27 protein-coding genes are annotated in these 25,465 nt (G+C 71.1%); 13 read left to right on the top strand and 14 right to left on the bottom strand.

Annotated features, from left to right (window positions below; translation table 11 throughout):
• Positions 1-116 precede the first annotated feature (116 nt).
• The 5 genes from ACFY9I_RS36435 to ACFY9I_RS36455 form a co-directional block, all read right to left on the bottom strand.
• Positions 117-1,829, bottom strand: coding sequence for a bifunctional 3'-5' exonuclease/DNA polymerase (locus ACFY9I_RS36435; RefSeq protein ID WP_391009929.1), 1,713 nt, complete (start codon positions 1,827-1,829; stop codon positions 117-119).
• A 65-nt stretch (positions 1,830-1,894) separates the two neighbouring features.
• Complete coding sequence (locus ACFY9I_RS36440) at positions 1,895-2,041, bottom strand: hypothetical protein (RefSeq protein ID WP_391009932.1); 147 nt, start codon at positions 2,039-2,041, stop codon at positions 1,895-1,897.
• Positions 2,038-2,781: a Clp protease N-terminal domain-containing protein gene (locus ACFY9I_RS36445; protein ID WP_391009934.1), complete on the bottom strand. Its 744-nt coding sequence runs from the start codon at positions 2,779-2,781 to the stop codon at positions 2,038-2,040. Before ACFY9I_RS36445 ends, ACFY9I_RS36440 begins: the two co-directional genes overlap by 4 nt.
• An 80-nt stretch (positions 2,782-2,861) precedes the next feature.
• On the bottom strand, positions 2,862-5,036 hold the full coding sequence (locus ACFY9I_RS36450) for an FtsX-like permease family protein (RefSeq protein WP_391009936.1): 2,175 nt from the start codon (positions 5,034-5,036) through the stop codon (positions 2,862-2,864).
• On the bottom strand, positions 5,030-5,872 hold the full coding sequence (locus ACFY9I_RS36455; protein ID WP_391009939.1) for an ATP-binding cassette domain-containing protein: 843 nt from the start codon (positions 5,870-5,872) through the stop codon (positions 5,030-5,032). Before ACFY9I_RS36455 ends, ACFY9I_RS36450 begins: the two co-directional genes overlap by 7 nt.
• Positions 5,873-6,005: 133 nt before the next feature.
• On the opposite strand from ACFY9I_RS36455, the gene ACFY9I_RS36460 reads away from it, so the two are divergent.
• Positions 6,006-7,187 (top strand): DUF2786 domain-containing protein, encoded by a 1,182-nt coding sequence (locus ACFY9I_RS36460; protein WP_391009942.1) that lies wholly within the window; start codon positions 6,006-6,008, stop codon positions 7,185-7,187.
• A 1-nt stretch (position 7,188) separates the two neighbouring features.
• Here ACFY9I_RS36460 and ACFY9I_RS36465 read toward each other — a convergent pair whose 3' ends face one another.
• The 4 genes from ACFY9I_RS36465 to rpmB all read right to left on the bottom strand — a co-directional run bounded on the left by ACFY9I_RS36465 (position 7,189) and on the right by rpmB (position 9,673).
• Positions 7,189-7,752, bottom strand: a complete 564-nt coding sequence (locus ACFY9I_RS36465) for a DUF4232 domain-containing protein (RefSeq protein WP_391009945.1) — start codon at positions 7,750-7,752, stop codon at positions 7,189-7,191.
• Positions 7,753-8,229: 477 nt separating this feature from the next.
• Positions 8,230-8,766: a hypothetical protein gene (locus tag ACFY9I_RS36470; RefSeq protein WP_391009947.1), complete on the bottom strand. Its 537-nt coding sequence runs from the start codon at positions 8,764-8,766 to the stop codon at positions 8,230-8,232.
• 349 nt (positions 8,767-9,115) lie between these two features.
• On the bottom strand, positions 9,116-9,421 hold the full coding sequence (rpsN, locus tag ACFY9I_RS36475) for a 30S ribosomal protein S14 (RefSeq protein ID WP_391009949.1): 306 nt from the start codon (positions 9,419-9,421) through the stop codon (positions 9,116-9,118).
• 15 nt (positions 9,422-9,436) lie between these two features.
• Positions 9,437-9,673, bottom strand: coding sequence for a 50S ribosomal protein L28 (gene rpmB / locus ACFY9I_RS36480; protein WP_189785547.1), 237 nt, complete (start codon positions 9,671-9,673; stop codon positions 9,437-9,439).
• A 62-nt stretch (positions 9,674-9,735) separates the two neighbouring features.
• Here rpmB and rpmG point away from each other — a divergent pair, with 62 nt between their 5' ends.
• The 5 genes from rpmG to ACFY9I_RS36505 all read left to right on the top strand — a co-directional run bounded on the left by rpmG (position 9,736) and on the right by ACFY9I_RS36505 (position 12,484).
• Positions 9,736-9,900: a 50S ribosomal protein L33 gene (rpmG, locus tag ACFY9I_RS36485; RefSeq protein ID WP_037702495.1), complete on the top strand. Its 165-nt coding sequence runs from the start codon at positions 9,736-9,738 to the stop codon at positions 9,898-9,900.
• 6 nt (positions 9,901-9,906) lie between these two features.
• Entirely contained in the window at positions 9,907-10,164 is a 258-nt protein-coding gene (locus ACFY9I_RS36490; RefSeq protein ID WP_391009952.1) for a type B 50S ribosomal protein L31, read from the top strand.
• A 5-nt stretch (positions 10,165-10,169) separates the two neighbouring features.
• Positions 10,170-11,432 (top strand): GTP-binding protein, encoded by a 1,263-nt coding sequence (locus ACFY9I_RS36495; RefSeq protein WP_391009955.1) that lies wholly within the window; start codon positions 10,170-10,172, stop codon positions 11,430-11,432.
• Positions 11,433-11,438: 6 nt separating this feature from the next.
• Positions 11,439-11,672: a 30S ribosomal protein S18 gene (gene rpsR, locus ACFY9I_RS36500; protein ID WP_391009958.1), complete on the top strand. Its 234-nt coding sequence runs from the start codon at positions 11,439-11,441 to the stop codon at positions 11,670-11,672.
• 545 nt (positions 11,673-12,217) lie between these two features.
• Positions 12,218-12,484 carry a DUF397 domain-containing protein gene (locus ACFY9I_RS36505; RefSeq protein WP_391010126.1) on the top strand — a complete coding sequence of 89 codons (267 nt, stop codon included), beginning with the start codon at positions 12,218-12,220 and terminating at the stop codon, positions 12,482-12,484.
• 79 nt (positions 12,485-12,563) lie between these two features.
• On the opposite strand, the gene ACFY9I_RS36510 is transcribed toward ACFY9I_RS36505, so the two are convergent.
• Complete coding sequence (locus tag ACFY9I_RS36510) at positions 12,564-13,064, bottom strand: ATP-binding protein (RefSeq protein WP_391009961.1); 501 nt, start codon at positions 13,062-13,064, stop codon at positions 12,564-12,566.
• A 436-nt stretch (positions 13,065-13,500) separates the two neighbouring features.
• Here ACFY9I_RS36510 and ACFY9I_RS36515 point away from each other — a divergent pair, with 436 nt between their 5' ends.
• The 5 genes from ACFY9I_RS36515 (at position 13,501) to ACFY9I_RS36535 (ending at position 19,545) form a co-directional block, all read left to right on the top strand.
• The gene (locus ACFY9I_RS36515; protein WP_391009964.1) at positions 13,501-14,325 is read left to right on the top strand and encodes a Scr1 family TA system antitoxin-like transcriptional regulator; all 825 of its coding nucleotides are present in this window, start codon (positions 13,501-13,503) and stop codon (positions 14,323-14,325) included.
• A 230-nt stretch (positions 14,326-14,555) separates the two neighbouring features.
• Positions 14,556-16,016 (top strand): aldehyde dehydrogenase family protein, encoded by a 1,461-nt coding sequence (locus tag ACFY9I_RS36520; protein WP_391009966.1) that lies wholly within the window; start codon positions 14,556-14,558, stop codon positions 16,014-16,016.
• 180 nt (positions 16,017-16,196) lie between these two features.
• Positions 16,197-16,745, top strand: coding sequence for a DUF664 domain-containing protein (locus ACFY9I_RS36525; RefSeq protein ID WP_391009968.1), 549 nt, complete (start codon positions 16,197-16,199; stop codon positions 16,743-16,745).
• Between the two features lie 25 nt (positions 16,746-16,770).
• Positions 16,771-17,412, top strand: a complete 642-nt coding sequence (locus ACFY9I_RS36530; RefSeq protein ID WP_391009970.1) for a helix-turn-helix transcriptional regulator — start codon at positions 16,771-16,773, stop codon at positions 17,410-17,412.
• 192 nt (positions 17,413-17,604) lie between these two features.
• Positions 17,605-19,545 carry a helix-turn-helix domain-containing protein gene (locus ACFY9I_RS36535; RefSeq protein ID WP_391009972.1) on the top strand — a complete coding sequence of 647 codons (1,941 nt, stop codon included), beginning with the start codon at positions 17,605-17,607 and terminating at the stop codon, positions 19,543-19,545.
• A 33-nt stretch (positions 19,546-19,578) separates the two neighbouring features.
• Here ACFY9I_RS36535 and ACFY9I_RS36540 read toward each other — a convergent pair whose 3' ends face one another.
• Positions 19,579-20,010, bottom strand: a complete 432-nt coding sequence (locus ACFY9I_RS36540; RefSeq protein WP_391009980.1) for a roadblock/LC7 domain-containing protein — start codon at positions 20,008-20,010, stop codon at positions 19,579-19,581.
• A gap of 195 nt (positions 20,011-20,205) precedes the next feature.
• Entirely contained in the window at positions 20,206-20,550 is a 345-nt protein-coding gene (locus ACFY9I_RS36545) for a hypothetical protein (RefSeq protein WP_391009983.1), read from the bottom strand.
• A gap of 436 nt (positions 20,551-20,986) precedes the next feature.
• Between ACFY9I_RS36545 and ACFY9I_RS36550 the strand changes: the two genes are divergently transcribed.
• Both ACFY9I_RS36550 and ACFY9I_RS36555 read left to right on the top strand, forming a co-directional pair.
• A complete protein-coding gene (locus tag ACFY9I_RS36550; RefSeq protein ID WP_391009986.1) occupies positions 20,987-21,748 on the top strand; it encodes a TipAS antibiotic-recognition domain-containing protein in 762 nt (253 codons plus the stop codon).
• Between the two features lie 204 nt (positions 21,749-21,952).
• Positions 21,953-22,918 (top strand): VTT domain-containing protein, encoded by a 966-nt coding sequence (locus ACFY9I_RS36555; RefSeq protein WP_391009989.1) that lies wholly within the window; start codon positions 21,953-21,955, stop codon positions 22,916-22,918.
• Between the two features lie 131 nt (positions 22,919-23,049).
• On the opposite strand, the gene ACFY9I_RS36560 is transcribed toward ACFY9I_RS36555, so the two are convergent.
• A complete protein-coding gene (locus tag ACFY9I_RS36560) occupies positions 23,050-24,780 on the bottom strand; it encodes a threonine/serine exporter family protein (RefSeq protein ID WP_391009992.1) in 1,731 nt (576 codons plus the stop codon).
• Positions 24,781-24,918: 138 nt separating this feature from the next.
• Positions 24,919-25,410, bottom strand: a complete 492-nt coding sequence (locus ACFY9I_RS36565) for an inorganic diphosphatase (RefSeq protein ID WP_048819635.1) — start codon at positions 25,408-25,410, stop codon at positions 24,919-24,921.
• Positions 25,411-25,465: the final 55 nt, after the last annotated feature.

Consider the following 25,465-nt stretch of genomic DNA (forward strand, 5'->3'; position numbering starts at 1 on the left):
TGTCGACCGGTCTCGCCCCGGTCGCCCCGGTCGGGCCGGTCGCCCGCTAGCCCCGGTCGAGGCCGGTCGTCCCGGTCGCCCGGTCGGGGCCGGTCGCCCCGATCGGACCTCCGTCGTCACTTGGCGTCGGCATAGCACTCCACCACCGCCGTCGTGAACGGAAACCGCACCGGCGTCTCCCCGAACGTCAGCCGCCCCGACAGCTCCGAGGCCTCACGGATGGCGGTGACGACGGCGTCGGCCTCCTCCACCGGGCAGTGCACGATCACCTCGTCGTGCTGGAAGAAGACCAGTTCGGCGGCCATGCCGTCGAGGGCGCGGCGGAGGGCGGCGAGGAGAAGCAGGGTCCAGTCGGCGGCGCTGCCCTGGACGACGAAGTTACGGGCGAAGCGGCCCCGGGCGCGGGCGTTGGTGGAGGCGTACCCGGGCACCCACTCGCTCGCCTGCCCCCGCCCCTGTTCCGTCGGTTCGAGGTCGCCGTCGGCCTGCGGGATGCCCGCCTCCTCACCCGCCGCGTCAGAAGCTCCGGCCGCCGGTGGGCACGTACGCCCGAGCCAGGTCCGTACGAGTCGGCCCTCCTCGCCCGCGCGGGCCGCGTCGTCGACGTACTGAACGGCCCTGGGGAACCGGCGGCGCAGCGCGGCGAGGTTCTTCAGGCCGTCCCCGGAGGTCTGCCCGTACACGGCGCCGAGCACGGCGAGCTTGGCCTGGGCCCGGTCGCCGGCGAAGGCGCGGTCGGAGACGGACTGGTAGAGGTCGGTGGCGCGGCCCGCGACCTCCATCAGCCCGGGGTCAAGGGAGATGGCGGCCAGCACCCGGGGTTCCATCTGGTCGGCGTCGGCGACGACGAGCCGCCAGCCGGGGTCGGCGACACAGGCACGGCGGATCACCTTGGGGATCTGCAGGGCGCCCCCGCCGTTGGTGACCCATCGTCCGGTGACGGTGCCGTGCGCGAGGAACTCCGGCCGGAACCGTCCGTCCCGCACCCAGTCCTGCAGCCATGACCATCCGTGGGCGACCCAGATCCGGTACAGCCGCTTGTAGGCGAGCAACGGCTTCACCGCCGGATGATCGACGCCCTCGATCTCCCAGCGCCGGGTGGACCGAATGCGCACCCCCGCCTGCGCGAAGGCCTTGACGACATCGGCGGGTAGATCGGGCCGCACCCGCCGCCCGAAGGCGTTCGACACCTCCTCGGCCAGCTCGGCGAGCCGTCGTGGCTCACCCCCACCCGGGTACCGCTCCCCGAGCATCTCGTGCAGCACCTCCCGGTGCACATCGGCCCGCCACGGCAGCCCCGCGCGATTCAGTTCGGCGGCGACGAGCATCCCGGCCGACTCGGCGGCGGTCAGCAGCCGCATCCGGTCCGGATGGGCGGTGGCGTCGTGCCGCCGCTGCTGGTCGGCGTACACCTCGACGAGATCGGCGAGCGGGACATGGACGGGCCGGGGCTCGAAGAGGGAGGGCTGGGCCCCGGGCTCGGCCGACCGCAGGGGCGGATCCGGCGGAACGGGGGCGTGACGCAGCCGGGCGAGGGCGGCGGCCGCCGACCGTGGTTCCCCGAGCCGCCCCTCATGCCCGAGCAGCAGACTCTCGGCATCCTCGACGTCATAACACCGCTCGACCCTGACGCCCCCGGCCAGCAGCCGCGGATACACCTCCCCGGTAGCCCGCCAGACCCACCGCCCGACCTCCGGCCCCCGCCGCCGCACCGCCTCCACCAGATCCGGCTCCCGCACGACCGGCCCCGCGAGCACGCCGTCCACTCCGAGGGGGGCGACCTCCACCCCACCCTCCTCGGTCGCCGCGAGCACCCACCGGTCGGTCATGGGTGCGAGTGTGACAGGGGGGTCTGACAATGACGCACGTCATGCCTCGGGAGCTGGGCCGGGGCCTACCAGCGGGCCCGCACCACTCCGTCGCCGTCCGGCATGACGGCGGTGAGAAGGGGCGCCCGTTCATCGGCGCAGACGGACAGGAGTGCGGCGTCGTCGGCGTCGGCGGCGGAGATCCTGGCGGCCAGTCCGGGAAGGCCGTTCACTGTCCCTCCTGCTCCTGCTCCTGCCCCTCCACCACCGCCCGCAGCGCCTCCGCCACGTCCGCCTCGGTGGCCTGCTTGGTGATGCCCAGGTCGGTCAGGATGCCCTTGCCGTTCTCGAACTCCAGCAGTGCCAGCAGGATGTGTTCGGTGCCGATGTAGTTGTGGCCGAGGCGGAGGGCCTCGCGGAAGGTGAGTTCGAGGACCTTCTTGGCCTCGGAGCCGTAGGGAATGAGCTCGGGGACCTCGGCGGAGGCCGGCGGCAGGGCCGCCGCGGCGGCCTCCCGCACCGCCTCGTAGGTGACGCCCTGCGCGGCGATCGCCTTGGCTCCGAGGCCTTCCGGCTCGGCGAGGAGACCGAGGACGAGGTGGGCCGGGAGGCCCTCGGTGTTGCCGGCGGCCTTGCCCTCGTTATGGGCGGCCGTCACGACGTTCCTGGCGCGCGGGGTGAAGCGGCTGAAGCCCTGGCTGGGGTCGAGGTCCACCTCGCCCTTCGGCACGAACCGCTTCTGTGCGGCCTGCCGTGTCACCCCCATGCTCTTGCCGATGTCCGTCCAGGACGCGCCCGAACGCCGGGCCTGGTCCACGAAGTGACCGATCAGGTGGTCGGCCACGTCACCGAGGTGGTCCGCGGCGATCACCGCGTCCTGGAGCTGGTCGAGAGGTTCCGGGTGGACCTTCTTGATGGCTTCGATGAGGTCGTCGAGGCGGATGGAGGCGGAGACCCGCGGGTTCGTCGTCATGCGTCAACCGTAGGTTGACAGGTGGGGGGTGTCAACCCGAGGTTGACATCTGCGTCCCTCGCCGCCCCCGCACCGCGCCCTCACCGTGCCCTCGCCGCCCCGGCCGCCACGACCGCGGCAAGCGCAGCGCACGCCCCGGCACATCCCGCGACCACCTCCCACGGCACCACCACCCCCACCGGCGCCGACAAGGCCCCCAACGCACCCGCCACCCCCGCCAGGTTCACCGCGGTGACGGCCACCCCCAGCACCACCCCCACCGCGACCGCGACCAGCGCCTCACCCAGCACGACCACCCGCACCTGCCCCCGAGTCGCCCCCGCCAGCCGCAGTGACCGCAGCTCCGTGCCCCGCGCCGACGTGGCCATCAACAACGTCCCGGCCAACGAGATCCCCGCGTACACGAGGGCGATCCCCAGCACCACCGCGAACCCCAGCCGGGTGTGCGCCTTGGTCCCGGGACGGTTCGCCGCGAGCCACTCCTCGGCCGACCGGACCGTCCCGCCCGTTCCCTCGAAGGCCCGCTCCAGTGCCGCCCCGACCGCCGTCCGGTCCGCCCCGGGCCCCACCCGCACATCGACCCGGTCCACCACACCGCCCCCGGCATTCGCGGCCGTCACGTACGCCCCGTTGTCCCCGGTGCCCCGTGCGAGCACCGCCACGATCCGCAGCCGTACCGGACGCCCGTCCCCGAGCCACACCGGCACGGTCTGGCCGACCTCGTGCCGCTCCCACTCCTCGTTCACGACGATCGACCGGTCGTCGAGATCGCGCACATCACCGGCGACCACGGGCAGCCGCGTCACCGACGCGAACGCCGCCACATCCGTCACCGCCCGAGCGTCGGACCGCACGAGCGCGCTGCCCTCCTCCACCGCGTACACGGCGGTCGAGGCCGACCCCGCCACGGTCACCCCGGCGATGGACTCAGCCCGATCCTCCGACCCGTCCGTCACGACGAAGTCCGCCCGAGTCCGCGTCTCCGCCTCCGCCGACTTCGCCCCCGCGACCGTCCCCGCGGCCCCCAGCAGCGACCCTGCCAGCGCCACGGTCACCAGTACCGGCGCCGCGACGGCGGCGGTACGGCGTACGGACGTGGCAGCGTTCTCGCGGACCAGCAGGCCGGTGGCGCCGGGCAGCGCCGCGCCCACCAGCCGTACGACCGGACGGACGAGCAGCGGGGCGAGTGCGGCGGCGGCCGTGATCAGCAGCATCGGCTGCGTGGTGTACGTCTTCCGCTTCAGCAGGTCGGCGGGTTCGGTCCCCAACTTCCAAGCCAGCAGCCCGAGTCCGCCCGCCAGCAGGGCGAAACCGATCACCCGGCGAGAACGCGGCAGCACCCCCGTGTCCACGGACGCCTCGCGCAACGCCTCGGCCGGCCCGATCCGCCCGGCCCGCCGCGCCGCCACCCAAGCCCCCGCGAGCGCGACCGACACCCCGGTCCAGAAGGCCACGTGGTACGGCCACACCACCGCACCCGGCACCGCGAACCACGTCGGCGCCACCCCGCCGGCCACCAGCTCCCGTACCAGCGACGGTGCTCCCCAAGCCCCCAACCCGCACCCGGCACCGGACGCCACGACCCCTACCGCCACGGCCTCCCCGAGCAGCAGCCGCCGTACCTGACCCGGCGTCGCGCCCGCCATCCGCAGCAGCCCGAACTCCCGCCTGCGCAGGGCCACCACGAAGGCGAACGTGGACGCCGTCACGAACACCGATACGAAGGCGGTGACCCCGGCCGCCGTACCCAGCAGGGCGTTGGCGGCGACCAACGCCTCCGCGTCCCGCTCGTACGACGGATCCACCTGCCGCCGCGCGTCACCGGTCAGCACCCGGGCCCGGTCACCGACCACCGCCCGTACGTCCGCGACGGGAGCGTCGACACCGACCGCGTCGACTCCAGCGGAGGTCCCACCCGTCGTACCTGCCGCGCCCGTCGTACCTGCCGCGCCCGGTGTCACCGGCCCCAGTTTCCGCAGTTCGGCCAGCAGTCGTTCGTCCACAGGGTGTGGATGCGCCAGCTTCTGCGACACCCGGGCCGTGCCCGGCCCCCGCCGCACCTCCACGGTGAGCGTGTCGATGCCGGCCACCACGACGGGGGAGGAGGCGAAGCGCTCCGGCGCACGGGCGGGCGGGTCCAGCGTTGCCGCCAGCCCGAGCCCCATGGCGGTCATCACCCCGACCCCCAGCGCCACGGCGACGAACGCCCCGAGCAGCGCGGCCCACCGCGTACGCAACGACGACAAGGTCAGCACGTCACACCACCGAAGATCACATGGTCGGCGGTCCCAGCCGCCCCCGTGGCTCCGGCGGCCGAGGCGGTCCCGGCCCCGGTCGCCTCGACCCTCCGCTCCAGCCCGGCCATTCGCCTCGCCACCGCCTCCGCCGACGGCCGGACCAGCTCCCCGCTCACCCGCCCGTCGACGAGGAACACCACCCTGTCCGCGTACGACGCGGCCACCGGGTCGTGTGTGACCATGACCGTGGTCTGGCCGTCGCGGTCCACCAACTCCCTCAGCAGGCACAGCACTTCACCACTCGTCGTGGTGTCCAGCGCACCCGTCGGCTCGTCGCCGAACAGGACCGCCGGGCGGGTGATCAACGCACGGGCCAGCGCGACCCGCTGCTGCTGCCCGCCGGACAACTGGGCCGGCCGGTGCCCGGCCCGCTCGGCCAACCCCACCCGGGCGAGGGCCTGGCGCACAGCGCCACGCGAGACCCGTCGGCCGGCGAGCCGCAGCGGCAGGGCGACGTTCTGCGCGGCGGTGAGGGAGGGGAGCAGGTTGAAGGCCTGGAACACGAAACCGATCCGCTCCCGGCGCAGCAGCGTCAGCCGCCGCTCGCTCATCCCGGAGAGCTCGACCCCGTCGACCCTCACCGTCCCACCCGACGGCCGGTCCAGCCCCGCCGCGCACTGCAACAGCGTCGACTTCCCCGAACCCGACGGTCCCATCACCGCCGTGAAGGTCCCGGCCCCGAAGTCCAGGTCCACCCCGTCCAGGGCGGCGACCTCCCCGTACGCGCGTCGCAGGCCCCGTACGCGTACGGCCGCGTCCCCCGCCGTTCCCTCAGTCACATCTGTCGTGGTCATGCCTCAAGCCAACCGTCCACCGCCTTCCCGCACACGACCCCTGGAGGGCGTCCCGAGGGTAGGGCCAGCCCTACCCCGCCCGCGATCACCGCCCGCGACCATCGTCCTCCGCCCTCATGACACGATCGAACACGTGAGTACGACCAGCACGGTGGACCGCGCCTTCGAGGCGGCCCTCTACGCAGACACCGACGCCGCCCTCGACACCGGCGCCTCCCTGCTCGCCGCCGACCCGGAGGCGGACGAGGAACTGGCCCGGCGCGGACGGGAGTTCGTCGCCGGGGCCTGGCGGCGTGGCTGGCAGCCCGCCGACGTCGTACGGTTCGCGCGGCGCGAGCTGGAGGACGAGCATGTACGCCTCCTGGCGCGGCTCATCGTCGAGGAGGAGGAGCGGACGCCCCCGGGACCGCGGCAGTCGAGGAGCCCCCGCTGGGCCGCGCAGCTCGACGAGGTCAGGGACGTCGCCGCACACCGCACCCGCACGGACCGTTTCTCGCACGCCACCACCGCCCTGGAGCTGTACCGCCTCCTCCTGCGCCTGCCCACCCTCGAACCGCTGGACCGCCCCCAGGAGACCGGCGCGGGCACCCGGCACCACCACCCCGAATCCCGCATGCTCACCCGGATCCGCGCACTCCTCGCCAAGGCGGAGGCCACCGGGTTCCCGGAGGAGGCGGAGGCGCTCAGCGCGAAGGCGCAGGAGCTGATGGCGCGGCACAGCATCGACGAGGCGCTGCTCGCCGCCCGGACCCACGCCGAGGAGGCGCCCGGCGCCTGCCGTATCGGTGTGGACGCGCCGTACGAGACGGCGAAGGCGGTGCTCCTCGACGCGGTGGCGCGCGCCAACCGGTGTGAGGCCGTGTGGAACGAGGCGCTGGGTTTCTCGACGGTCGTCGGTTTCGAGGCCGATCTGGAGGTGGTCGAACTGCTCCACACCTCGCTCCTCGTCCAGGCGACCACCGCCATGACCAAGGCGGAGGCCGCCCAGCGCAAGGGGGGCCGTAGACGGACGAAGACCTTCCGGCAGTCCTTCCTGGCCGCCTACGCCCACCGCATGGGCGACCGTCTGGCGGCGGCGGCCGAGGCCCAGGTGGCGGAGGCGCGGGCCACGGAATCCGGGGGGCCGGGTGCCGTGGAACGGGACCTGCTGCCCGTCCTCGCCGCCCGCGACGTCGCCGTCCATGACCGCTTCGCCCACCTCTTCCCGAACACGGTCACCACGCGTGTACGGGGCGTCAGCGACGCCGCCGGCTGGCAGGAGGGCGCGGAAGCGGCCGACCGGGCCCGGATGGGAGTCCGCCCCCGGTTGCCGTGACTCAGTCGCCCACCGGCAGGAAGGGGCCGACCTTCGCCTCCAGCGTGCCTCCCGAGGTGAACGCGATCTCGGGGTCCGGCCAGTCGTAGCTGTTGACCTTGCTGTCTCCGGGCAGGCGGAAGTTCAGCTTGTCCACGGTGGCGCCCTTCTTCGCGTCACCGGCGACCCCGCGCACATAGGAGATGGCGAAGCTCACCGCCTGGCCGTCCTCGACCGTCACCTCGGTGTCCTTGGAGACCCCCTGCTGCGCTCCGACCGGCCAGGAACGCTCGCCGACGGTCATCTCGACGTCGGCGGTGCCCTTCAGCACGCAGGCGGCGCCGCTCTTGTTGGTGACGGTGACCGGCACGGCACCCTCGTCACCGGCGGCCGGGGCGGCACTGCTGGGCCCGATCTCGAAGCTCGCCTTCGCGGCCGTACAGGCGGCGGCGCCCTTCCCGCTCTCGGCGGGGGCCGCACTCGTCTTGCCGTCGTCACCTCCGCCGTCCCCGTCGCCACTGCTGCAGGCGGTCAGTGTGAGGGCCGCGAGAAGGGCGGCGGCGAGGGCGGTCGGAGCGGTGCGCATGGGGTTCCCGTGAGGTTCGTGGCTGTCGCAGCCGGAGCGGAGTGGAGACCGGACAGGCCGCGCCACCCGGAGGTTCCGCGGCCCCGCCCGACCATGATCCACGATGCGTGCCCCCACCGCAGGCACGACCCACAACCTCACACCGGCCCATGGGCATGCTCCATGACCCGACGCCGCCACTGCGCACGACCGAAGACAGGACACGGACGGCGAGCCCGCTCAGAAGCGAGTGTTCGCCGCAGGTCCGCTCACGAACGAGCGTCGGCCGCAGGCCTGTTCAGGAGCGGGTGTTCGCCGCGCTCCCGCTCCGACCGGACGCCGACCGCGGGCCCGTTGAGGAGCGAGCGTTCGCTGCGTTCCCGTTCAGGATCGAGTGCCGACCGCCAGCCCGCTCAGGACCAAGCGTTCGCGGCGGGCCCGCTCAGGGCCAGCGTCCGCCGCAGGCCCCCTCACGACCGCACCCCGGCGCGGACCCGCTCACGAGCCGGCGCCCGCCGTCGGCAGATCCGTCGGCAGATCCGTCGGCAGTCCCGAGGGCAGGGTCCCCTCGGCCTTCTGGAACGTCTCCTCGCCGACGCCGCCCTCCCAGGTGATCGTGAGGGACTTGGCGCTGACCTTGTCCACCATGCCCTCGGTGCGGTCGTCGCTGCCGTCCTGGCACTTGAGGCTGATCATCCGCATATTCGCCTCGTTGGAGATCTTGCCGCCGCAGACCGACTTGTCCACGAAGACCGCGACCTCCTCGCCGTTGACGAACAGGGCGACCGGCTTGCCCCCGGTCGTGGCCAGCCAGTTGCCCTGCAGCTCGGTCTCGGCGCCGGAGGAGCCCCCGGAACCGCCGCTGCCCCCGTCCTTCGACGCCGTCGGGGCGGCCGACGGCTCCTTGGCCGCGGAGTCGCCGTCATCACTGCTGCACCCGGTCAGCACGAGCGCGGCCGTGAGACCGGCCGCCATGGCCGCGACGCGCATACGCCGGCGCGCGGAGGTCGCTCTGGTCGCAGGCCGTGCCGTCATCGCCGTAGTCACTGGAGGTCTCCCAAAGGTGTGGCCAGATCCTGTCGCCGCCGCGACAGCGGCAAGCTACCAGGAGGGCCCCGCCGCCAGACGGCCGGGAACCGTGAGGGTTCCGCGAACCCGCGAACCCGCGAACCCGCGAACTCGCGAACCCGCGAACTCGCGAACCCGCGAACCCGCGAACCCGCGAACCCGCGAACCCGCGAACCCGCGAAGAACGTCCGAGGGCCCGAGAGCCCGGAGACCCACGACGACCACAGCGCACCCGGCGGCTACCAGTACGACTCCCCACCCCGGGCCCACCCGGCGGCTGCCAGCACGACCCCGGCCGGCGGCCGCACTCCGCCCCCTACCAGGACGACTTCCGCACCCCCGGCAGGAACCCGGCGTGCGCCTGCTCCCTGAGGCTCACACGGGACAACCCGAACGTACGAAAATAGCCACGCGGCCGTCCGTCCACCTGGTCCCGGTTGCGGACGCGAGTGGCGCTGGCGTCGCGCGGCTGCCGGGCCAGCTCCTCCCGGGCGGCGACGCGCTCGGCCTCCGTCGAGGACGGCCGCCGGATGATCTCCTTCAGCTCGGCACGCCGGACGGCGTACCGCGCGACGATCTCCCGCCGCTTCTCGTTCTTAGCGATCTTGCTCTTCTTCGCCATCGGTTCCTCAGCCCCTCAGACCTTCACACCACGGGCACGGATCCGCGCGACGGCGGCCTCGACGCCGATGACGTCCACCGTCTTGATCCCCTTCGCGCTCAGCCGGAGCCGCACATGCCGGTTCTCGCTGGGCAGCCAGTACCGCTTGGACTGGATGTTGGGGTCGAAGCGGCGGGACGTACGCCGGTGGGAGTGCGAGATGCGGTTGCCGAAGCCGGGCTGGGCGCCGGTCAGCATGCAGTGGGCGGACAAGGTGATGCACCTCTCTCGATCTCGATGATGTAAATGGAATTCATTTTCAGTAAGGTACCAGCATGGCACGCAACGAACTCCGGCCGGTCGTCAAACTCCGGTCCACGGCCGGCACCGGCTACACCTACGTCACCCGCAAGAACCGCCGGAACGACCCGGACCGGCTGACGCTGCGCAAGTTCGACCCGAGGGTCGGCCGCCACGTCGACTTCCGAGAGGAGCGCTGACCGACGATGAAGAAGGACATCCACCCGCAGTACGGGCCCGTCGTCTTCCGTGACCGCGCCGCGAACCACACCTTCCTCACCCGCTCGACGATGACGAGCGAGAAGACGATCGAGTGGGAGGACGGCAACACCTACCCGGTGGTCGACGTCGAGATCTCGAACGTCAGCCACCCCTTCTACACGGGCACCGCGCGCGTGCTGGACACGGCGGGCCGCGTGGAGAAGTTCGAGAAGCGGTACGGCGCCGGGAAGAAGCGGGGCTGACCGACGTGACCCAGCTGTCTGTCGCGCTCGTCGGCGGGCTGCACGCCGACGCCCGGCGGGCCGCCGTCGAGGCGCTGCTCGCCGGGGTCCCGGGCAGCGTCGCGCTGCACCACGACCTCTCCGATGCCACCGACGGTCCGGACGCCAAGGTCGTCCGGACCGTACGGGACGCCGCCGGCCTCATCTCCGCCGGCGAGACCCCGCTCGTCAACGACTGCGCGTGCTGCGCCCTGCGCGAGGACCTCGTCCCCGAGCTGGAGCGCCTGGCCGACGCCGGCCTGACCCGCCTCGCCGTCGTGGAACTCTGGGACTCGGTGGAGCCGAAGGCCATGGCCGAGGTGATCGCGGCCGGCGGCCTGACCCTCACCTCGGTCATCACCGCCGTCGACCCCGCCCTCCTCCTGCCCTACCTCGGCAACGGCGACGACCTCGCCGACCGGGGCCTGGCCGCGGCCGCCACCGACCAACGCACCGTCGCCGACACCTTCGCCCGCCAACTCGAGTACGCCCCGATCCTGGCCGTACTCGACTCGGAGGAGGCCGACGACGAGGACAGGGCCCTCCTGGCCCAACTCCACCCGACAGCACTGAAGGTGCCCATCGGCGGCGAGGTCGCTGCCCCGGAACGGGCCGAACACCCCGGCCGGGCCGCAGGCCCGAAAAGAGGCGCGGGGAACTGCGCGACCAGCCACGAAGCACTCGCATCCGACAGCGCGCCCCACCCCCGAGGGCGCCTGGTCGAAGCCGCGCTCGCCGGAGGCTTCGACGTGGACGCGGCCGCAGCCGCCCAACACCCCGCCTGCGCCCTCCTGCCCACCGACGCCGACGAACACGGCGTCACCACCCTCGTCTGGCGCCGCCACCGCCCCTTCCACCCGGAACGGCTCTACGCCGCCCTCGAAGACCTCTGCTGCGCCGCCGCCCGCAGCCGCGGCCGGTTCTGGCTGGCCGAACGGCCCGACACCCTGCTCCACTGGGACGCGGCCGGCGGAGCCCTGTGCGTGGAGTCCGTCGGCCCCTGGCTCGCCTCGCTCCCGGACGCCGCATGGGACATGGTCCCCCCGGTCCGCCGGGCCGCCGCCGCCCTCGACTGGCACCCGGAACACGGCGACCGTTGCCAGCACCTGGTCTTCACCTCCCCGGGCCTGGACCGCGACGGACTCGAACAACTCCTGGAGTCCTGTCTGCTCACCGACGCCGAGTACGCCGCCGGGCGCGCCGCCTGGGAGCGGCTGCCTCGCCCCTTCGACACCTTCCTGGAGGTCTGACCCGCCATGGCCCGCAAGCCGGAGCGCAAGCCCGTCAAGCCCCGCCCCAATCCGCTGGAGCAGGCCGGGATCACGTACATCGACTACAAGGACACCGACCTGCTGCGGCGGTTCATCTCCGACCGCGGCAAGATCCGCAGCCGACGGGTCACCCGCGTCACCGCCCAGCAGCAGCGACAGCTCGCCCGTGCCATCAAGAACGCCCGCGAGATGGCCCTCCTGCCGTACTCCTCCCGCTGACGATTCCACCCCCCACTCCGATCCCACCCCCCACTGCCGCACCACCCCCCCCACCCGGCCCCGGGGAGGCTCCATGACCTCCCCGGGGCCGAGTCATGCCGTGACAGGCCCCCGCACCCTCTGTTTCCCGCCATCCTGCGCCCACCCGCCGCGCCGCCCTGAACCACCCGGTCCCCGGCCCCGTAGGGAGGGACATGGGGCATGAACCAGGACGACATGAGCCGGGGAGGGAACGGAACGCCCGGTCTTACGTCTCTTCAATGGTGTAACCGCGAGACCACCCCCCGTGCACGTGCATCTGCTTGTGCACATGCACGTGCATCGGTTCATGCATCGGCACATGAACGAAGCTATGATCCGGGGGCAGTTGACCGCTGCATCACTGACATCACTGGCATCACGCATCACTGGCATCGGCATCACGGCATCGGTGAACGTCGCCGGCAACGCTGGCCTCGCTGGTAACAGCAGCCACATCAGCCATACCAGCCACACCAGTACCCATGCGCATCAGCGCACCACTGCACCACCCCGGGGAGCGACCTGTGGACCACGACGTGTACGGCGTGGATGACGTGTACAACGGCATCGCCGCGACGGAGCTGACCGCGCTCCACGCGGTGGCCTGGCAGAAGAGCCGGCACAGCAACTCGCAGGGCAACTGCGTGGAGTTCGCCCGGCTGCCCGGAGGTGAGGTGGCGGTGCGCAACTCCCGCTTCCCCGACGGCCCGGCGCTCGTCTACACGCGCGCCGAGATCGAGGCGATGCTCCTGGGTGTCAAGGACGGCGAGTTCGACCACCTGGTCGGCTGACTGCCCCGCCTCGCCGGGCCCCGGCCGATGGCCGATGTGACACGCGTAGAACCGCGGCGCCGAAAAGCGTCGCGGTTCGTCAGTAGGCGGACTCGGCCGGGGTGCCCGGCGCCGGCGGCACCTGGAACAGCGCCCACACCACCTTGCCGCTGAGCGCGCCCCCGAGCGGGTGCCAGCCCCAACTGTCCGCGAACGAGTCGACCAGGAACAGCCCGCGCCCCGACTCCGCGCAGAAGTCCTCCGAGTCGCCCGCGACCGGGCTGTCGTGGCTGGGGTCCCGCACCGCGCACACGAGCCGCTCGGTCCAGCGCATCAAGTGCAGCCGTACGGGCGGGTCCTGGGGCGTGCGCGGTCCATCGCCCGTGGGCAGGCCGTGCCGCAGGGCGTTGGTGACGAGTTCCGAGACCACGAGGCAGACGTCGTCGAAGTGCTCGCTCATCCGCCACTGGTTGAGCGTGCCGCGGGTGAACTGCCTCGCCTCGCGCACCGCTTCATAGCGGGGCGGCAGCGCGCAGGACGCGGCGCCGGACACGGTCGCGGGATCAAGTGGCGGAAGTCCCTGCCGTAAGGGTTCGAGCATGGTCGATCCATTCGTCCCCATGCGAGGCACTCCCCGTGATCGCGGTCGTTGCGAGGCAGCAGCGGTGGCGCGGGACCATGGTTTCCGATGCGTAGAGCAGATGCAAGGGCAGATGCACGTGCACGCGCCCGAAATGGACCTTCCCATGCCGCTTGCTGGACATTTCTTCTGCCCCCTTCTTTTCCGGCCCTGCACGCCGACTGTCGACTCGCTGTCGCTTTTCTGTGTCCTCGGGGTGTTCTTCGCCGCTCGCCTCCGCCACACTCCCTTCTCTCCTCCCGCACCTCATCCGTCACAGAGGTTGAAGACTTTCCATTTCTGTAACCGGGCGAGTGCGGATCGGAGTGGTTTAGTGGCAGACTGCGGCCCTTGAAGAAGTTGGGGAGGCTGGACGAACGTGGGCGCCGGTGAATCGAGCGGGTCGGTGGTGAGGCGGATGCTGCTGGGCTCACACCTCAGGCGGTTGCGCGAGTCGCAGGGGATCACCCGGGAGAAGGCCGGGTACTCGATCCGCGCCTCCGAGTCCAAGATCAGCCGGATGGAACTCGGCAGGGTCAGCTTCAAGACCCGTGACGTGGAGGACCTGTTGACCCTCTACGGCGTCACCGACGAGGCCGAGCGCACCTCCCTGCTCTCCCTGGCCAAGGAGGCCAATGTCGCCGGCTGGTGGCACAGCTACTCGGACGTCCTGCCGAGCTGGTTCCCCACCTACGTCGGCCTGGAGGCCGCGGCCCACCTCATCCGCAGCTACGAAGTCCAGTTCGTGCACGGCCTGTTGCAGACCGAGGCCTATGCCCACGCGGTCGTCTCCCGTGGCATGAAGGGCGCGAGCGCGGCCGAGATCGACAAGCGGGTCGCCGTGCGTATGGAGCGCCAGAAGTACCTGGTGTCCGAGAGCGCCCCCGAGTTCCACTGTGTCCTCGACGAGGCCGCGCTGCGTCGGCCGTACGGCGACCGGGACGTCATGCGCGGTCAGCTCCAGCACCTGATCGAGATCTCGGAGCGGTCGAACGTGGTGCTCCAGGTCATGCCGTTCAGCTTCGGTGGCCACTCCGGAGAGAGCGGCGCCTTCACCGTACTGAGCTTCCCCGAGTCCGACCTCTCCGACGTGGTCTACCTCGAACAGCTCACCAGCGCCCTGTACTTGGACAAGGGCGAGGACGTCACGCAGTACGAGCGGGCCATGAAGCAGCTCCAGGACGACAGCCCGTCCCCGGCGGAGAGCCGCGACCTCCTCAGGGGACTGATCCAGCTCTCCTGAGCGATGTCCCCGGAGCCCTCTCGGCAATCCAGGAGCGACCGCGTCTCGGTCATCCCCGCCCTTCCCGCCCTCTCCGCCCTTCCTGCCCTCTCCGCCCTTCCTGCCCTCCCGGGCTTCCCGGGATCCTGAGAGTCTTCACCAAGTCTCCCGCGTAACTCTCCAACTCCCCTTACTCACCAGTACGATGACGGGTGATCAATCTTGATCGATGCCGACTGATTGAGGATCACATGTCGTCCTACTTCACCGACCTGGCCCAGCAGTACATCGGCGGCGAGTGGCGCCCAGGCACAGGCTCCTGGGACATCATCGACTTCAACCCGTACGACGACGCGAAACTCGCGTCGATCACGATAGCCACGGTCGACGAGGTGGACGAGGCCTACCAGGCGGCCCGGGCAGCCCAGAAGGGATGGGCGGAGGTCAACGCCTACGCGCGGCGCGCGGTCTTCGAGAAGGCCCTCCGGGTCATCGAGGAACGCGAGCAGGAGATCACCGAGGTGATCATCGCCGAGCTCGGCGGTACGCATCTGAAGGCCGGCTTCGAGCTGCACCTCGCCAAGGAGTTCCTGCGCGAGTCGATCCAGCTCGCCCTGCGCCCCGAGGGCCGGATCATCCCCTCGCCGATCGACGGCAAGGAGAACCGCCTCTACCGGGTCCCGGTCGGTGTCGTGGGTGTGATCAGCCCCTTCAACTTCCCGTTCCTGCTGTCCATCAAGTCGGTCGCCCCGGCCCTCGCGCTCGGTAACGGCGTGGTGCTCAAGCCCCACCAGAACACCCCGATCACCGGTGGCACGCTGGTCGCCAAGATCTTCGAGGAGGCGGGCCTGCCGGGCGGTCTGCTCAACGTCGTCGTCACCGACATCGCCGAGATAGGCGACGCCTTCATCGAGCACCCGATCCCCAAGCTGATCTCCTTCACCGGATCCGACAAGGTCGGCCGCCACGTCGCCACCGTCGCGGCCCAGCACTTCAAGCGCACCATCCTCGAACTGGGCGGCAACAGCGCGCTGGTGGTCCTCGACGACGCGGACATCGACTACGCCGTCGACGCGGCCGTCTTCTCGCGCTACGTCCACCAGGGCCAGGTCTGCATGGCCGCCAACCGCGTGCTCGTCGACCGCTCGGTCCAGGCCGAGTTCACCGAGAAGTTCGTCGCCAAGGTGAAGACCCTGAAGGTCGGCGACCCGAGCGACCCGCGGACGGTCATCGGCCCGGTCATCAACTCCTCCCAGGCGGACTCCCTGACGGGCGTCGTCGAGCAGGCCCTCGCGGAGGGCGCCACCGCGCTCGTCCACGGCACCACGACCGCCAACCTGGTCGAGCCGTCCGTCCTCACCGGCGTCCCCGCCGACTCCGCCCTCCTCCAGCAGGAGGTCTTCGGCCCGGTCGCCTTCCTCATCCCCTTCGACGGCGAGGAGGAGGCCGTCCGCATCGTCAACGACACCCCGTACGGCCTCAGCGGCGCCGTCCACACCGGGGACGTCGAGCGGGGCGTGAACTTCGCCAAGCGGATCGACACCGGCATGTTCCACGTCAACGACGGCACCGTCCACGACGAGCCCCTCGTCCCCTTCGGCGGCGAGAAGCACTCCGGCATCGGCCGGCTGAACGGCGAGACGACGGTGGACGCCTTCACCACCCAGAAGTGGATCTCCGTCCAGCACAAGCGGAGCTTCTTCCCCTTCTAGAAGTTCTGGAAGATTCCTCTTCCAGAAGATTCTTCATGGATCTTCCAGCTCTGATTCCGGAGCCGTTTCCGGAAGTTCTGCCGAGGCGGGCCCTTGAGGACAGCACCTGTCCTAAAGGGCCCGTACTTTTGTCTGTGTCAGAGGGCCTCCCGGGCCCAGCACCGACGAAAGGTGACGGTCATGGTCACGCACGTGCCGGCGGCGGACGCGGTCGACGAGCGGGGGGCGCTGCTCGCCTTCCTGGCGGAACAGCGCGGCGGCCTGCGCCGTTCGGTGCTCGGGCTCACCGACGAGCAGGCCTCCACCAAGCCCAGCGCCAGCGAACTCTCCCTGGCCGGCCTCCTCAAGCACGTCATCGAGGTCGAGCAGTGGTGGATCGCCAAGGCCAAGGACGAGCAGCCGGCGGTGCAGCGGGACCGGTCCAACTGGCACGAGTGCTTCACCCTGGTCGGCGACGAGACGGTGGAGTCGCAGCTGGCGTACTGGGAGAAGGTCGCCGCGGAGACGGAGTCGTTCGTCCGGACGGCCCCCAGCCTCGACGACACCTTCCCGCTGCCCGACGAGCCCTGGTTCCCGCCGAACGAGCGGGTCTCCCTGCGCTGGCTGGCCCTCCACCTCATCCGGGAGACGGCCCGGCACGCCGGTCACGCCGACATCATCCGTGAGTCCCTGGACGGCGCCACCGCCTTCGAACTGGTGGCGAAGGAACAGGGCTCCAGCTGGGGATGACCCGGCGTGGTTCTACGCTGGGCCCATGTCAGCGATCCGTCTTCTCGTGCTGGGCGCCGTGCGCCAGCACGGGCGGGCCCACGGCTACCAGGTGCGCAACGACCTGGAGTACTGGGGCGCGCACGAGTGGTCCAACGCCAAGCCCGGCTCGATCTACCACGCCCTGAAGCAGATGGCGAAACAGGGACTGCTGCTCGCGCACGAGATCGCCCCCTCCACGGTCGGCGGGCCGCCCCGCACGGAGTACACGATCACCGAGGCCGGTACCGAGGAGTTCCTCAAGCTGCTGCGGGAGTCCCTCGCCGCCTTCCACCAGAAGCCGGACGTGCTCTCCGCCGCGCTCGGCTTCATGGTGGACCTCGAGCGCGAGGAGGTGCTCGGACTCCTGGAGAAGCGAGTGGGCGCCATCGGGGCGTGGCGCGAGGGCATCACCGACTACTACGCGCCCGAGAAGGGCCCCGGCCAGTTCGGCCACATCGGCGAGATCATGAACTTCTGGATCGACTCCGCGGACTCGGGCGCCGAGTGGACCCGGGGTCTCATCGCACGCATCCGGGGCGGTGCCTACACCTTCGCGGGGGAGGGCGAGCCGTTCGTCGGGGTCCTGGCAGAAGGTCAGGAGAACCCGTACGCGACGGAGGAGCGGCATCCCGAGGACGCCCACTGATCACGTCTGACCTTGACGCGTGCGGCTCCGCCGCGCGAACGCGTGCTGGTGTGCTGTCCGCCGCGCGTGTCCATTAGGCTGACGCGGACACGGCATACACGTGACAAATGCGAACAGAGCAGGCGGAGTTCACGACCTCAGCCCACAGGCGTTGAGCAGGGAGGGACGGCGAAGTTGCCCACCCTTGAGTATTTGATCAATGACAGGCCCCCGCTGCGCTTGCGGTTCCTGCAGTCCGGCCACGCGTCCCGCTACGGCGCGACCAGGGTCACCGATGTCGTGGTCCGGCCGCTGACCGAGCTGCCCCCCGTGCTCACCGGCTCCTCGTTCGAGACCGGGACGCTGTTCCTGGCCACCCTGGACACCCCGCAGCTTTCACGGGCCGGCGTCCAGACCCTCGACCACCTGATCCGCCTCCTGGGCAGCCGCAAGGCCGCCGGGCTGGTGCTCAACACTCCCGGTCACGACCTCGGGACCCTCCCCGAGGCCACCCTCGCGACCGCGAACCGTCTGGAGCTGCCCCTGCTGGCGACCTCCGCCGAGACCGCCGCCTGGGACCACGTCAACGAGGATCTGCGGCTGCGCCGGGCCCAGTTCGCGGAGCGGCAGGTCCAGCACCTCGACGGTCTCCTCAACCGGCTGCCCGCCCGGCTCGCCGACCCCACCGCCGTACGGCGCATCGCCGACTGGCTCTCCGTGGCCCTGGACGCCGAGGTCCTCGTCTCGTCGAGCCGGCGCGGCGTCCTCGCCGCCGTGCCCGACAGCGCCCCCGCCGGACTGGCCCACGCCGTCATCAGCGGGGCCCACGAGGCCGCGCCGGACGCACCCGGCGGCGCCATGCACACCCGGATCGTCTCCATATCCCCGGGAGCCCCCGGCGGCGAGGACGATGCGCGCCTGGCCATCGCCTCCCACAACCCCTTCGACAGCGCGGGCACGGCCCTCATCCAGCACGCGGCGAAGCTCCTGGGGCTGTGCGACCAGGCCTGCCGCGAGCACCAGACCAAGGTGGAGACCCCACGGGCGGTACGCCACGCCGCGTTCCAGTTGCTCATGCGAGGCGAGACGGTTCTGGCGCAGGTCGTCTACACGGGCGCCGCCCAGGCCCTGCTGGACACCGACACCGCCCGGGTCTTCGTGGTCGACACGGGGCCACAGGAGCGCGAGAAGACCCTCAGCTGGTGCGAGCGGGCCCTGGCGGAACAAGCGATCGTGTCCGCCTGCCCCGGCAAGCCGAAACACATCCTCATCCTGGACCCCGCCCGCGACAGCGACCGCGTCGAGACCGTCCTCAAGGACATGATCGCCACCCGCCAGGGCCACCTGCTGGGCCAGAGCCGCCTGCACCCGCTCGCCGAGACGGCGGTCGGCTATCTGGAGGCGCTGACGGCGGTGGGTGACGCGGCCGGTACCCCGCACCGCATCAAGCTGGGTGGCGCCAAGGCCAAGTTCGCCCCCCTGCTCCCCAGGCGACAGGCCAGGGCCTGGGCCGCCGACCTCATGGCCCCGCTGCTCGACGCGTTCCCCGGCCGGGGCGACGAGCAGAAGCTGCTGCTGGAAACCCTCCCGACCGCCCTCAGCTTCAAGCACACCGAGGCGGCCGGCGGCCTCGGCGTCCACCGGAACACGGTCACCCAGCGCCTCAACCGAGCGGGCAAGATCCTCTCCCTGGACCTCCGGGGCTCGGCCAACGACCGCATCCTCGTCCTGCTCGCCCTCGACATCCTCGCCCTCCCGGCCCCGGCCCCGGCCGCGGATGCCTGCACGCAGCCCCTCCCCGCCGAGGCGCCGGACTTCGCCGGGCTGATGGCTGCCGGTGCCGAGGACGGCGGCCCCCGGGCCTGGGCGGAGGAACGGTTGCGCCCCGTCCGCGCCGATCAGCGCGATCTCGTCGAGACCCTCTGCGTCTGGTTGGAGAACGACCTCAGCACCAAGGAGACGGCCCGCGCCCTGGGGCTGTCCGAGGCCACCGTCCGCAACCACACCCGGGACGCGGCCACGCTCCTCGGCATGGACTTCTCCACGAGGATGGTCGGCATCACCGACACCGACGTGGTGACCGTGGCCGACATCGCCCTCGCCCTGCACGTCCTGCTCGGCCGCCCGGCACTGCGCCAGCCGGCCCGCCCCTGACCGACTCCGGCCCACCCTCCCGGGACGACGAGTTCACCTTCCCGGGCACAACGACGAGTTCCGCCGGCCGGAGGCGCCGAGGACCTCCTGCACGGCCCGGACCAGCCGTCCCAGCTCCCGGGTGAGCTTCGCGGCGGGCGTCCGCGCGTTCGTCGTGACCGCGAGCACGGTGTCGTGACCGGCCGAGACCACGACGAGCAGGCCGTTGGTCAGCTCCACGGTGACCTGACGGACGTCACCGCCGTTGCCCAACACCCTCTCGTGGCAGTAGCAGTGGCCCAGCGAGTTGAGCGCGGCCGCGATCGCGGCCAGCCGGTCGGCGTTGCCGGGACTGAGGTCGACCCGGACCCTGCGCAGTCCGTCGGGCGAGAGGAGCAGTACCTGTCGTGCGCCCGGCACGCTCTTCTTGAGGTCCTCCAGGAGCCGACCGAGCCGCTGCTCCGTCGGATGACCGGGTCGCACCATTGCGGCAGCACTCCTTCGCGGGCTCGACGGCCGGCTTGCCCCCTGGCGCCCGCACGGCCATCGGGGCTGAGCCCGCGCACATGCCCCAACATGTGCGCGGACCGTTCGGTGGTCCTGTGACCCTCGGGTCGCACCACGACTCGGGGACCCGCGGCCCGGCCCCATGGGGCCGCGGCCCTCACAGGGCCGGTGCGTTCACAGGGCCGGTGCGTTCACCCGCCACAGGACGAGTTGCGCGCCCTCGGCGCCGGCGCGCGGGTGGTGCACATGGTGCGCCGGGCGCATCCACAGCTCGCCCGCCCGGTGCTCCCTGCCGTCCTCGTCGAGGATGCTGCCCGCGACGATGTGGGCGGCCTCGGCGAAGCCGTCGTGCAGGCACTCCTGGCTCTCCGAGTTCGGCGGCCACACCACGAGGTGGGCGGTGAAGCCGCCGCCTTCCCCCGCGAAGAGGGGCACGATCGTCAGCCGCGAGCGGTCCACCCCCTCCAGCGCGCTGCTGATGCTGGCGAAAGAGACGCCCTCGACGTTCGTCCGGCTCAAGGAAGTTCCTCTGCTGGGGGTGGGCAGTCAGGGGAGCGCCACCGTCCCGTCCGTCGACGGAACGAGTGGCCCGCACCCCCGTGACGGGCCACGCGTTTCGCCCACGGACACCGAACCGAGCAGTGGCCGACCTCGTCCCGGACGACTCAGGGGAAGGTCCCGGACGAAGTGCGCCCAGCGTAGGAAGACCGCCGGGGAGTCGGCCATGGCACAAGTGCACGGTCTGGGCGCCCCGGCTTTGCGTTGTGCACAGCGAGACGCCTGTGACCCGTGAGCAGTGCGTTTCGCAAAGGACCCGCCCTGCGGAAGTGCACAGTCCGCTACGGGCGCCGCCGCCCCTCCCCACCCCCGGCCCGGTGTACTGGACGCAAGGACTTGCACCTCACGTCACGTGAGGGCCCAGCCTGGAACCCGTACCGAGAAAGGGAGCGGAAGCATGAGCCACACCGTGGGGCAGGTCGCGGGCTTCGCCGGAGTCACCGTGCGCACGCTGCACCACTACGACGAGATCGGCCTGCTCGTACCGAGCGAGCGCACCCACGCGGGCCACCGCCGCTACGGCGACGCCGACCTCGACCGGCTCCAGCAGATCCTGTTCTACCGGGAACTCGGCTTCCCCCTCGACGAGGTCGCGACCCTGCTCGACGATCCGCAGGCGGACCCACGGGTCCATCTGCGCCGCCAGCACGACCTGCTGACCGCCCGGATCGAGAGACTCCAGAAGATGGCCGCGGCCGTGGAGCACGCCATGGAGGCAAGCAAGATGGGCATCAATCTCACCCCCGAGGAACGGTTCGAGGTCTTCGGCGACAAGGACCCCGAGCAGTACGCCGAGGAGGCGGAACAGCGCTGGGGCGGCACGGAGGCGTACGCGGAGTCGCAGCGCCGCGCCGCCACGTACACCAAGGAGGACTGGAAGCGCATGCAGGACGAGGTGGCCGACTGGGGCGCGCGCTACGACGCCCTGATGGCCGCCGGCGAGGAGCCGACCGGCGTCGCGGCCATGGACATGGCCGAGGAGCACCGGCAGCACATCGGCGCCTGGTTCTACGACTGCCCCTACGAGATGCACCAGTGTCTCGGTGAGATGTACGTCGCCGACGAGCGCTTCAAGGCGTTCTACGACGCCATGCGCCCCGGACTCGCCGAACACCTCCGGGCCGCGATCGACGCGAACGCCGCCCGGAGGCGTCCCTGATCACACTCTGACCGCACCGCTGACCACATGGCTTGGTCTCAGTGCGGCCACAGGGCACTCTGGAGGAACCGGTGGAACCTAGTGGGGTGACCGTGCGTTGATAGCTTTGGTCACCCCTATGGGTCCCACCTCCTGTGCGACCCGCCGTCGTGGGTCCTCATCCACAGGCGTTCACTCTTCCTCACCCCCCAGGAGCCCGGAACCGTGCAGACGATCGCCCTCGGACCGAGCTGGCTGGATCCGGACTACCTGCTGAACTCGTTCGGCATCTGGGGCCTGCTCCTGATCGTGTTCGCCGAGTCCGGCCTGTTCTTCGGGTTCTTCCTGCCCGGCGACTCGCTGTTGTTCACGGCCGGCCTGCTGATCACCACCGACCAGTTGGACTTCCCGCTGTGGCTGGCGATCGTGCTGATCTGCGTCTCGGCAATCCTGGGCGACCAGGTGGGGTACATGTTCGGAAAGAAGGTCGGCCCCGCGCTCTTCAGCCGCCCCGACTCCCGCTTCTTCAAGCAGGAGAACGTCACCAAGGCCCACGAGTTCTTCGAGAAGCACGGCCCGAAGTCCCTGATCCTGGCCCGCTTCGTGCCCATCGTGCGGACGTTCACGCCGATCATCGCGGGCGTCAGCGGCATGCGGTACCGCACGTTCCTGACCTTCAACATCGTCGGCGCCATCCTCTGGGGCGCGGGCGTCACCCTCCTCGGCTCCTGGCTCGGTCAGATCGAGTTCGTGCACAAGAACATCGAGGCGATGCTCATCCTCATCGTCCTCATCTCGGTGCTCCCGATCATCTTCGAGCTCCTCAAGGCGAGGAAGGCGAAGAAGAACCAGCCCCAGCAACCCCAGCAGCCGCAGTCCTCCGCCGCCCCGGTCATGGACGACGCGACGACCCAACTCCGCCGCGTCCCGTCCACCGACCAGCCCCAGCAGCAGCCGCACCACCAGAACCAGCCCTACAACAACCAGGGCTACAACAACGAGGGCTACAACAACCAGGGCTACAACAACGAGGGCTACGGCAACCAGGGTTACGGCGATCAGGGCTACGGCCACCAGGGCCACCAGGGCCACCAGGGCCACGACGCCTACCAGCAGCAGCCGTACGCCCCCCAGCACCCCCAACAGCAGCAGTACCCCCAGAACCAGAACCAGGACCACCCGAGGTACTGAAAGACGTTCACGCGCCCCCGCCCGTCTGGTGACCCAGGCGGGCGGGGTTTTTCAGGGGCGCGGGGAAGTGCGCGATCAGCTCCAACGAACCCGCCCGCCGACACACCGGTGGCCCCCGAGCCATCAGGCGCTCAGAACCCCCGCGTCCTCTTCGCGGACTTCCGCCCGGCCCGAGCCGCCCCCGGCAGGAACAGACGGAACAGCTCGGACCCCAGGTTCACCCCGATGGCGATGGCCATGGCCAACGCCGCCGCCTTCGTCAAGGACACCAACCCCGCGTCCACATCGTTCTGCGCGAACCCCAACAACCCGAAATACGTGGCCGATCCGGGCAGCAGGGGCCCGATCGCCGCCGTCGTGTAGGGCAGCGCGGAAGCGAACCGGTACCGCGACAGCAACTGCCCGAACAGCCCCACCACTCCCGCCGCGACGGCCGTGGAGGCCACCGGCGAGATCCCCCCGGCGGAGTGCATGGCACCGTACACGGCCCACGCCACACCCCCGTTGAGGGTCACCGCCAGCACGGTGGATCGTTCCTGCTGAAGCAGTACCGCGAAGGTCAACGACAACAGCATCGACGCCCCGAGCTGCCACAGCGGCCGGTCGGCGCTGCCCAGCGCCGCGTCCGGGTTCAGCTCCGCCCCCAGCTTCACGCCGAAGTACAGGACGAGCAGAACCCCCACCACGATGCCCACGAAGAGGTACATGACCTCCAGCAGCCGCGCCGACGCCGTGATGTAGAAGCCGGTCAGCCCGTCCTGCACCCCCGCCACCAGCGCCCGTCCGGGCAGCAGCGCGAAGAGCCCACCGGTGATGACGGCGGACGCCGCCACGTCCACATGGGCGACCGTCAGCGTCACCCCGATCGCCGCCGGCGGCATCGCCGCCACCAGGAACTGGTAGAACTCCGGCAGCCCCCGACCCGAACACAGCCACGCCAGCCGGTCGCCGAGCATCGCGCCCACCGCCGCGGCGACGAACACGACGAGCCCGCCGCCGACCAGCAGGGACGCGGCCCCCGCGAGCAGTCCGCTGGCCACGGTCAGCGCCCAGCCGGGATACGGGTGCCGGTTGCGCCGTATCTCCGCCAGCCGCCGGTACGCCTCCTCCAGCGAGATCGCGCTCTCCGGTTCGCTGAGGTCGTCCACCAGCCGGAAGACGGCCGCGAGCCGGTTGTAGTCGGTGGCCCGGCGCCGGACGATCCGGGACGCCGTGACCGGGTCGTCCACGAGCGACGGCTGGTACGTCACCGACAACTGGGTGAAGGTCACGGTCGGCTCGCAGCGGTCGAGGCCGTAGGACCGGCAGACCGCGAACATCGCCGCCTCCACGTCCTCCGCGCCCTCACCGCCCGCGAGCAGCAGTTCACCGATACGCAGGGTGAGGTCGAGCACACGCGGCACCGCGGGCCCGGAGTCGCCCTCGACACGCGCCACCGTCGACTCCGGCGCGGGCCGCTCCGCCACCGGCATCCGCAGCATCGTGCGCATCCGGTCCTGCCAGGGCACGTCCTTGGTCAGGCTGACAGCCGGGATCCCGCTGGGCGGCGTGAACGCGGGCGGAGCGTGCCGCGCGCTGTAGGTCCGGGGCACGCTGAACGCGGACCCCTCCTGCTCGACGGCGACCGGCTCCGGCGGCGCGAGCCCCTCCGGCAGGGCGAACTCGGACGTCGTCTGCGCCTCGGACTCCACCCCGACGGTCGGCACGTCCAGCCCGGCCGGCACGGCGAACTCCGAGGTCACCGACGCGTCGCCGTCGATCCCCAGGGTGATCCCCACCGGAACGAAGGCGCCGCTCGCCTCGTCCGACACCGGCTTACGGTCCTCCGCCGGACCACGGTCCTCGGATTCCGTCACTCCCACTCCGCCGCGCTCCCTGTACGACACCACCGGTACGCCTCAGTATGCGCACCGGCACACACCGGTACGCGAACGGGCCGCGCACCCCCCAAGGGGACACGCGGCCCGTTCGCGACAACGGCAGGCAAGACAACCGGGGGCTCAGTGGCCGCCCTGCTCCTTGAAGCGCTTGTACGACTTCTCGACCTCGGCCTCGGCCTCCGCGCGGCCGACCCAGTCGGCGCCCTCGACGGACTTGCCGGGCTCCAGGTCCTTGTAGACCTCGAAGAAGTGCTGGATCTCCAGGCGGTCGAACTCCGAGACGTGGTGGATGTCACGCAGGTGCTCCACACGCGGGTCGGTCGCCGGGACGCACAGCAGCTTGTCGTCGCCGCCGGCCTCGTCCGTCATCCGGAACATGCCGATCGCGCGGCACTTGATGAGGCAGCCCGGGAAGGTCGGCTCGTCCAGGATGACCAGCGCGTCCAGCGGGTCGCCGTCCTCGCCGAGGGTGTTCTCGACGAAGCCGTAGTCGGTCGGGTAGGCGGTCGAGGTGAAGAGTCGACGGTCCAGGCGGATCCGACCGGTCTCGTGGTCCACCTCGTACTTGTTCCGCGAACCCTTCGGAATCTCGATCGTGACGTCGAACTCCACCGGTGACTCCTCCATGATCAACACATAGTTCTGGTGGTTAAGTGTCCCTCACGCA

The organism is Streptomyces sp. NPDC012510, assembly GCF_042955065.1.
Lineage (GTDB): Bacteria > Actinomycetota > Actinomycetes > Streptomycetales > Streptomycetaceae > Streptomyces.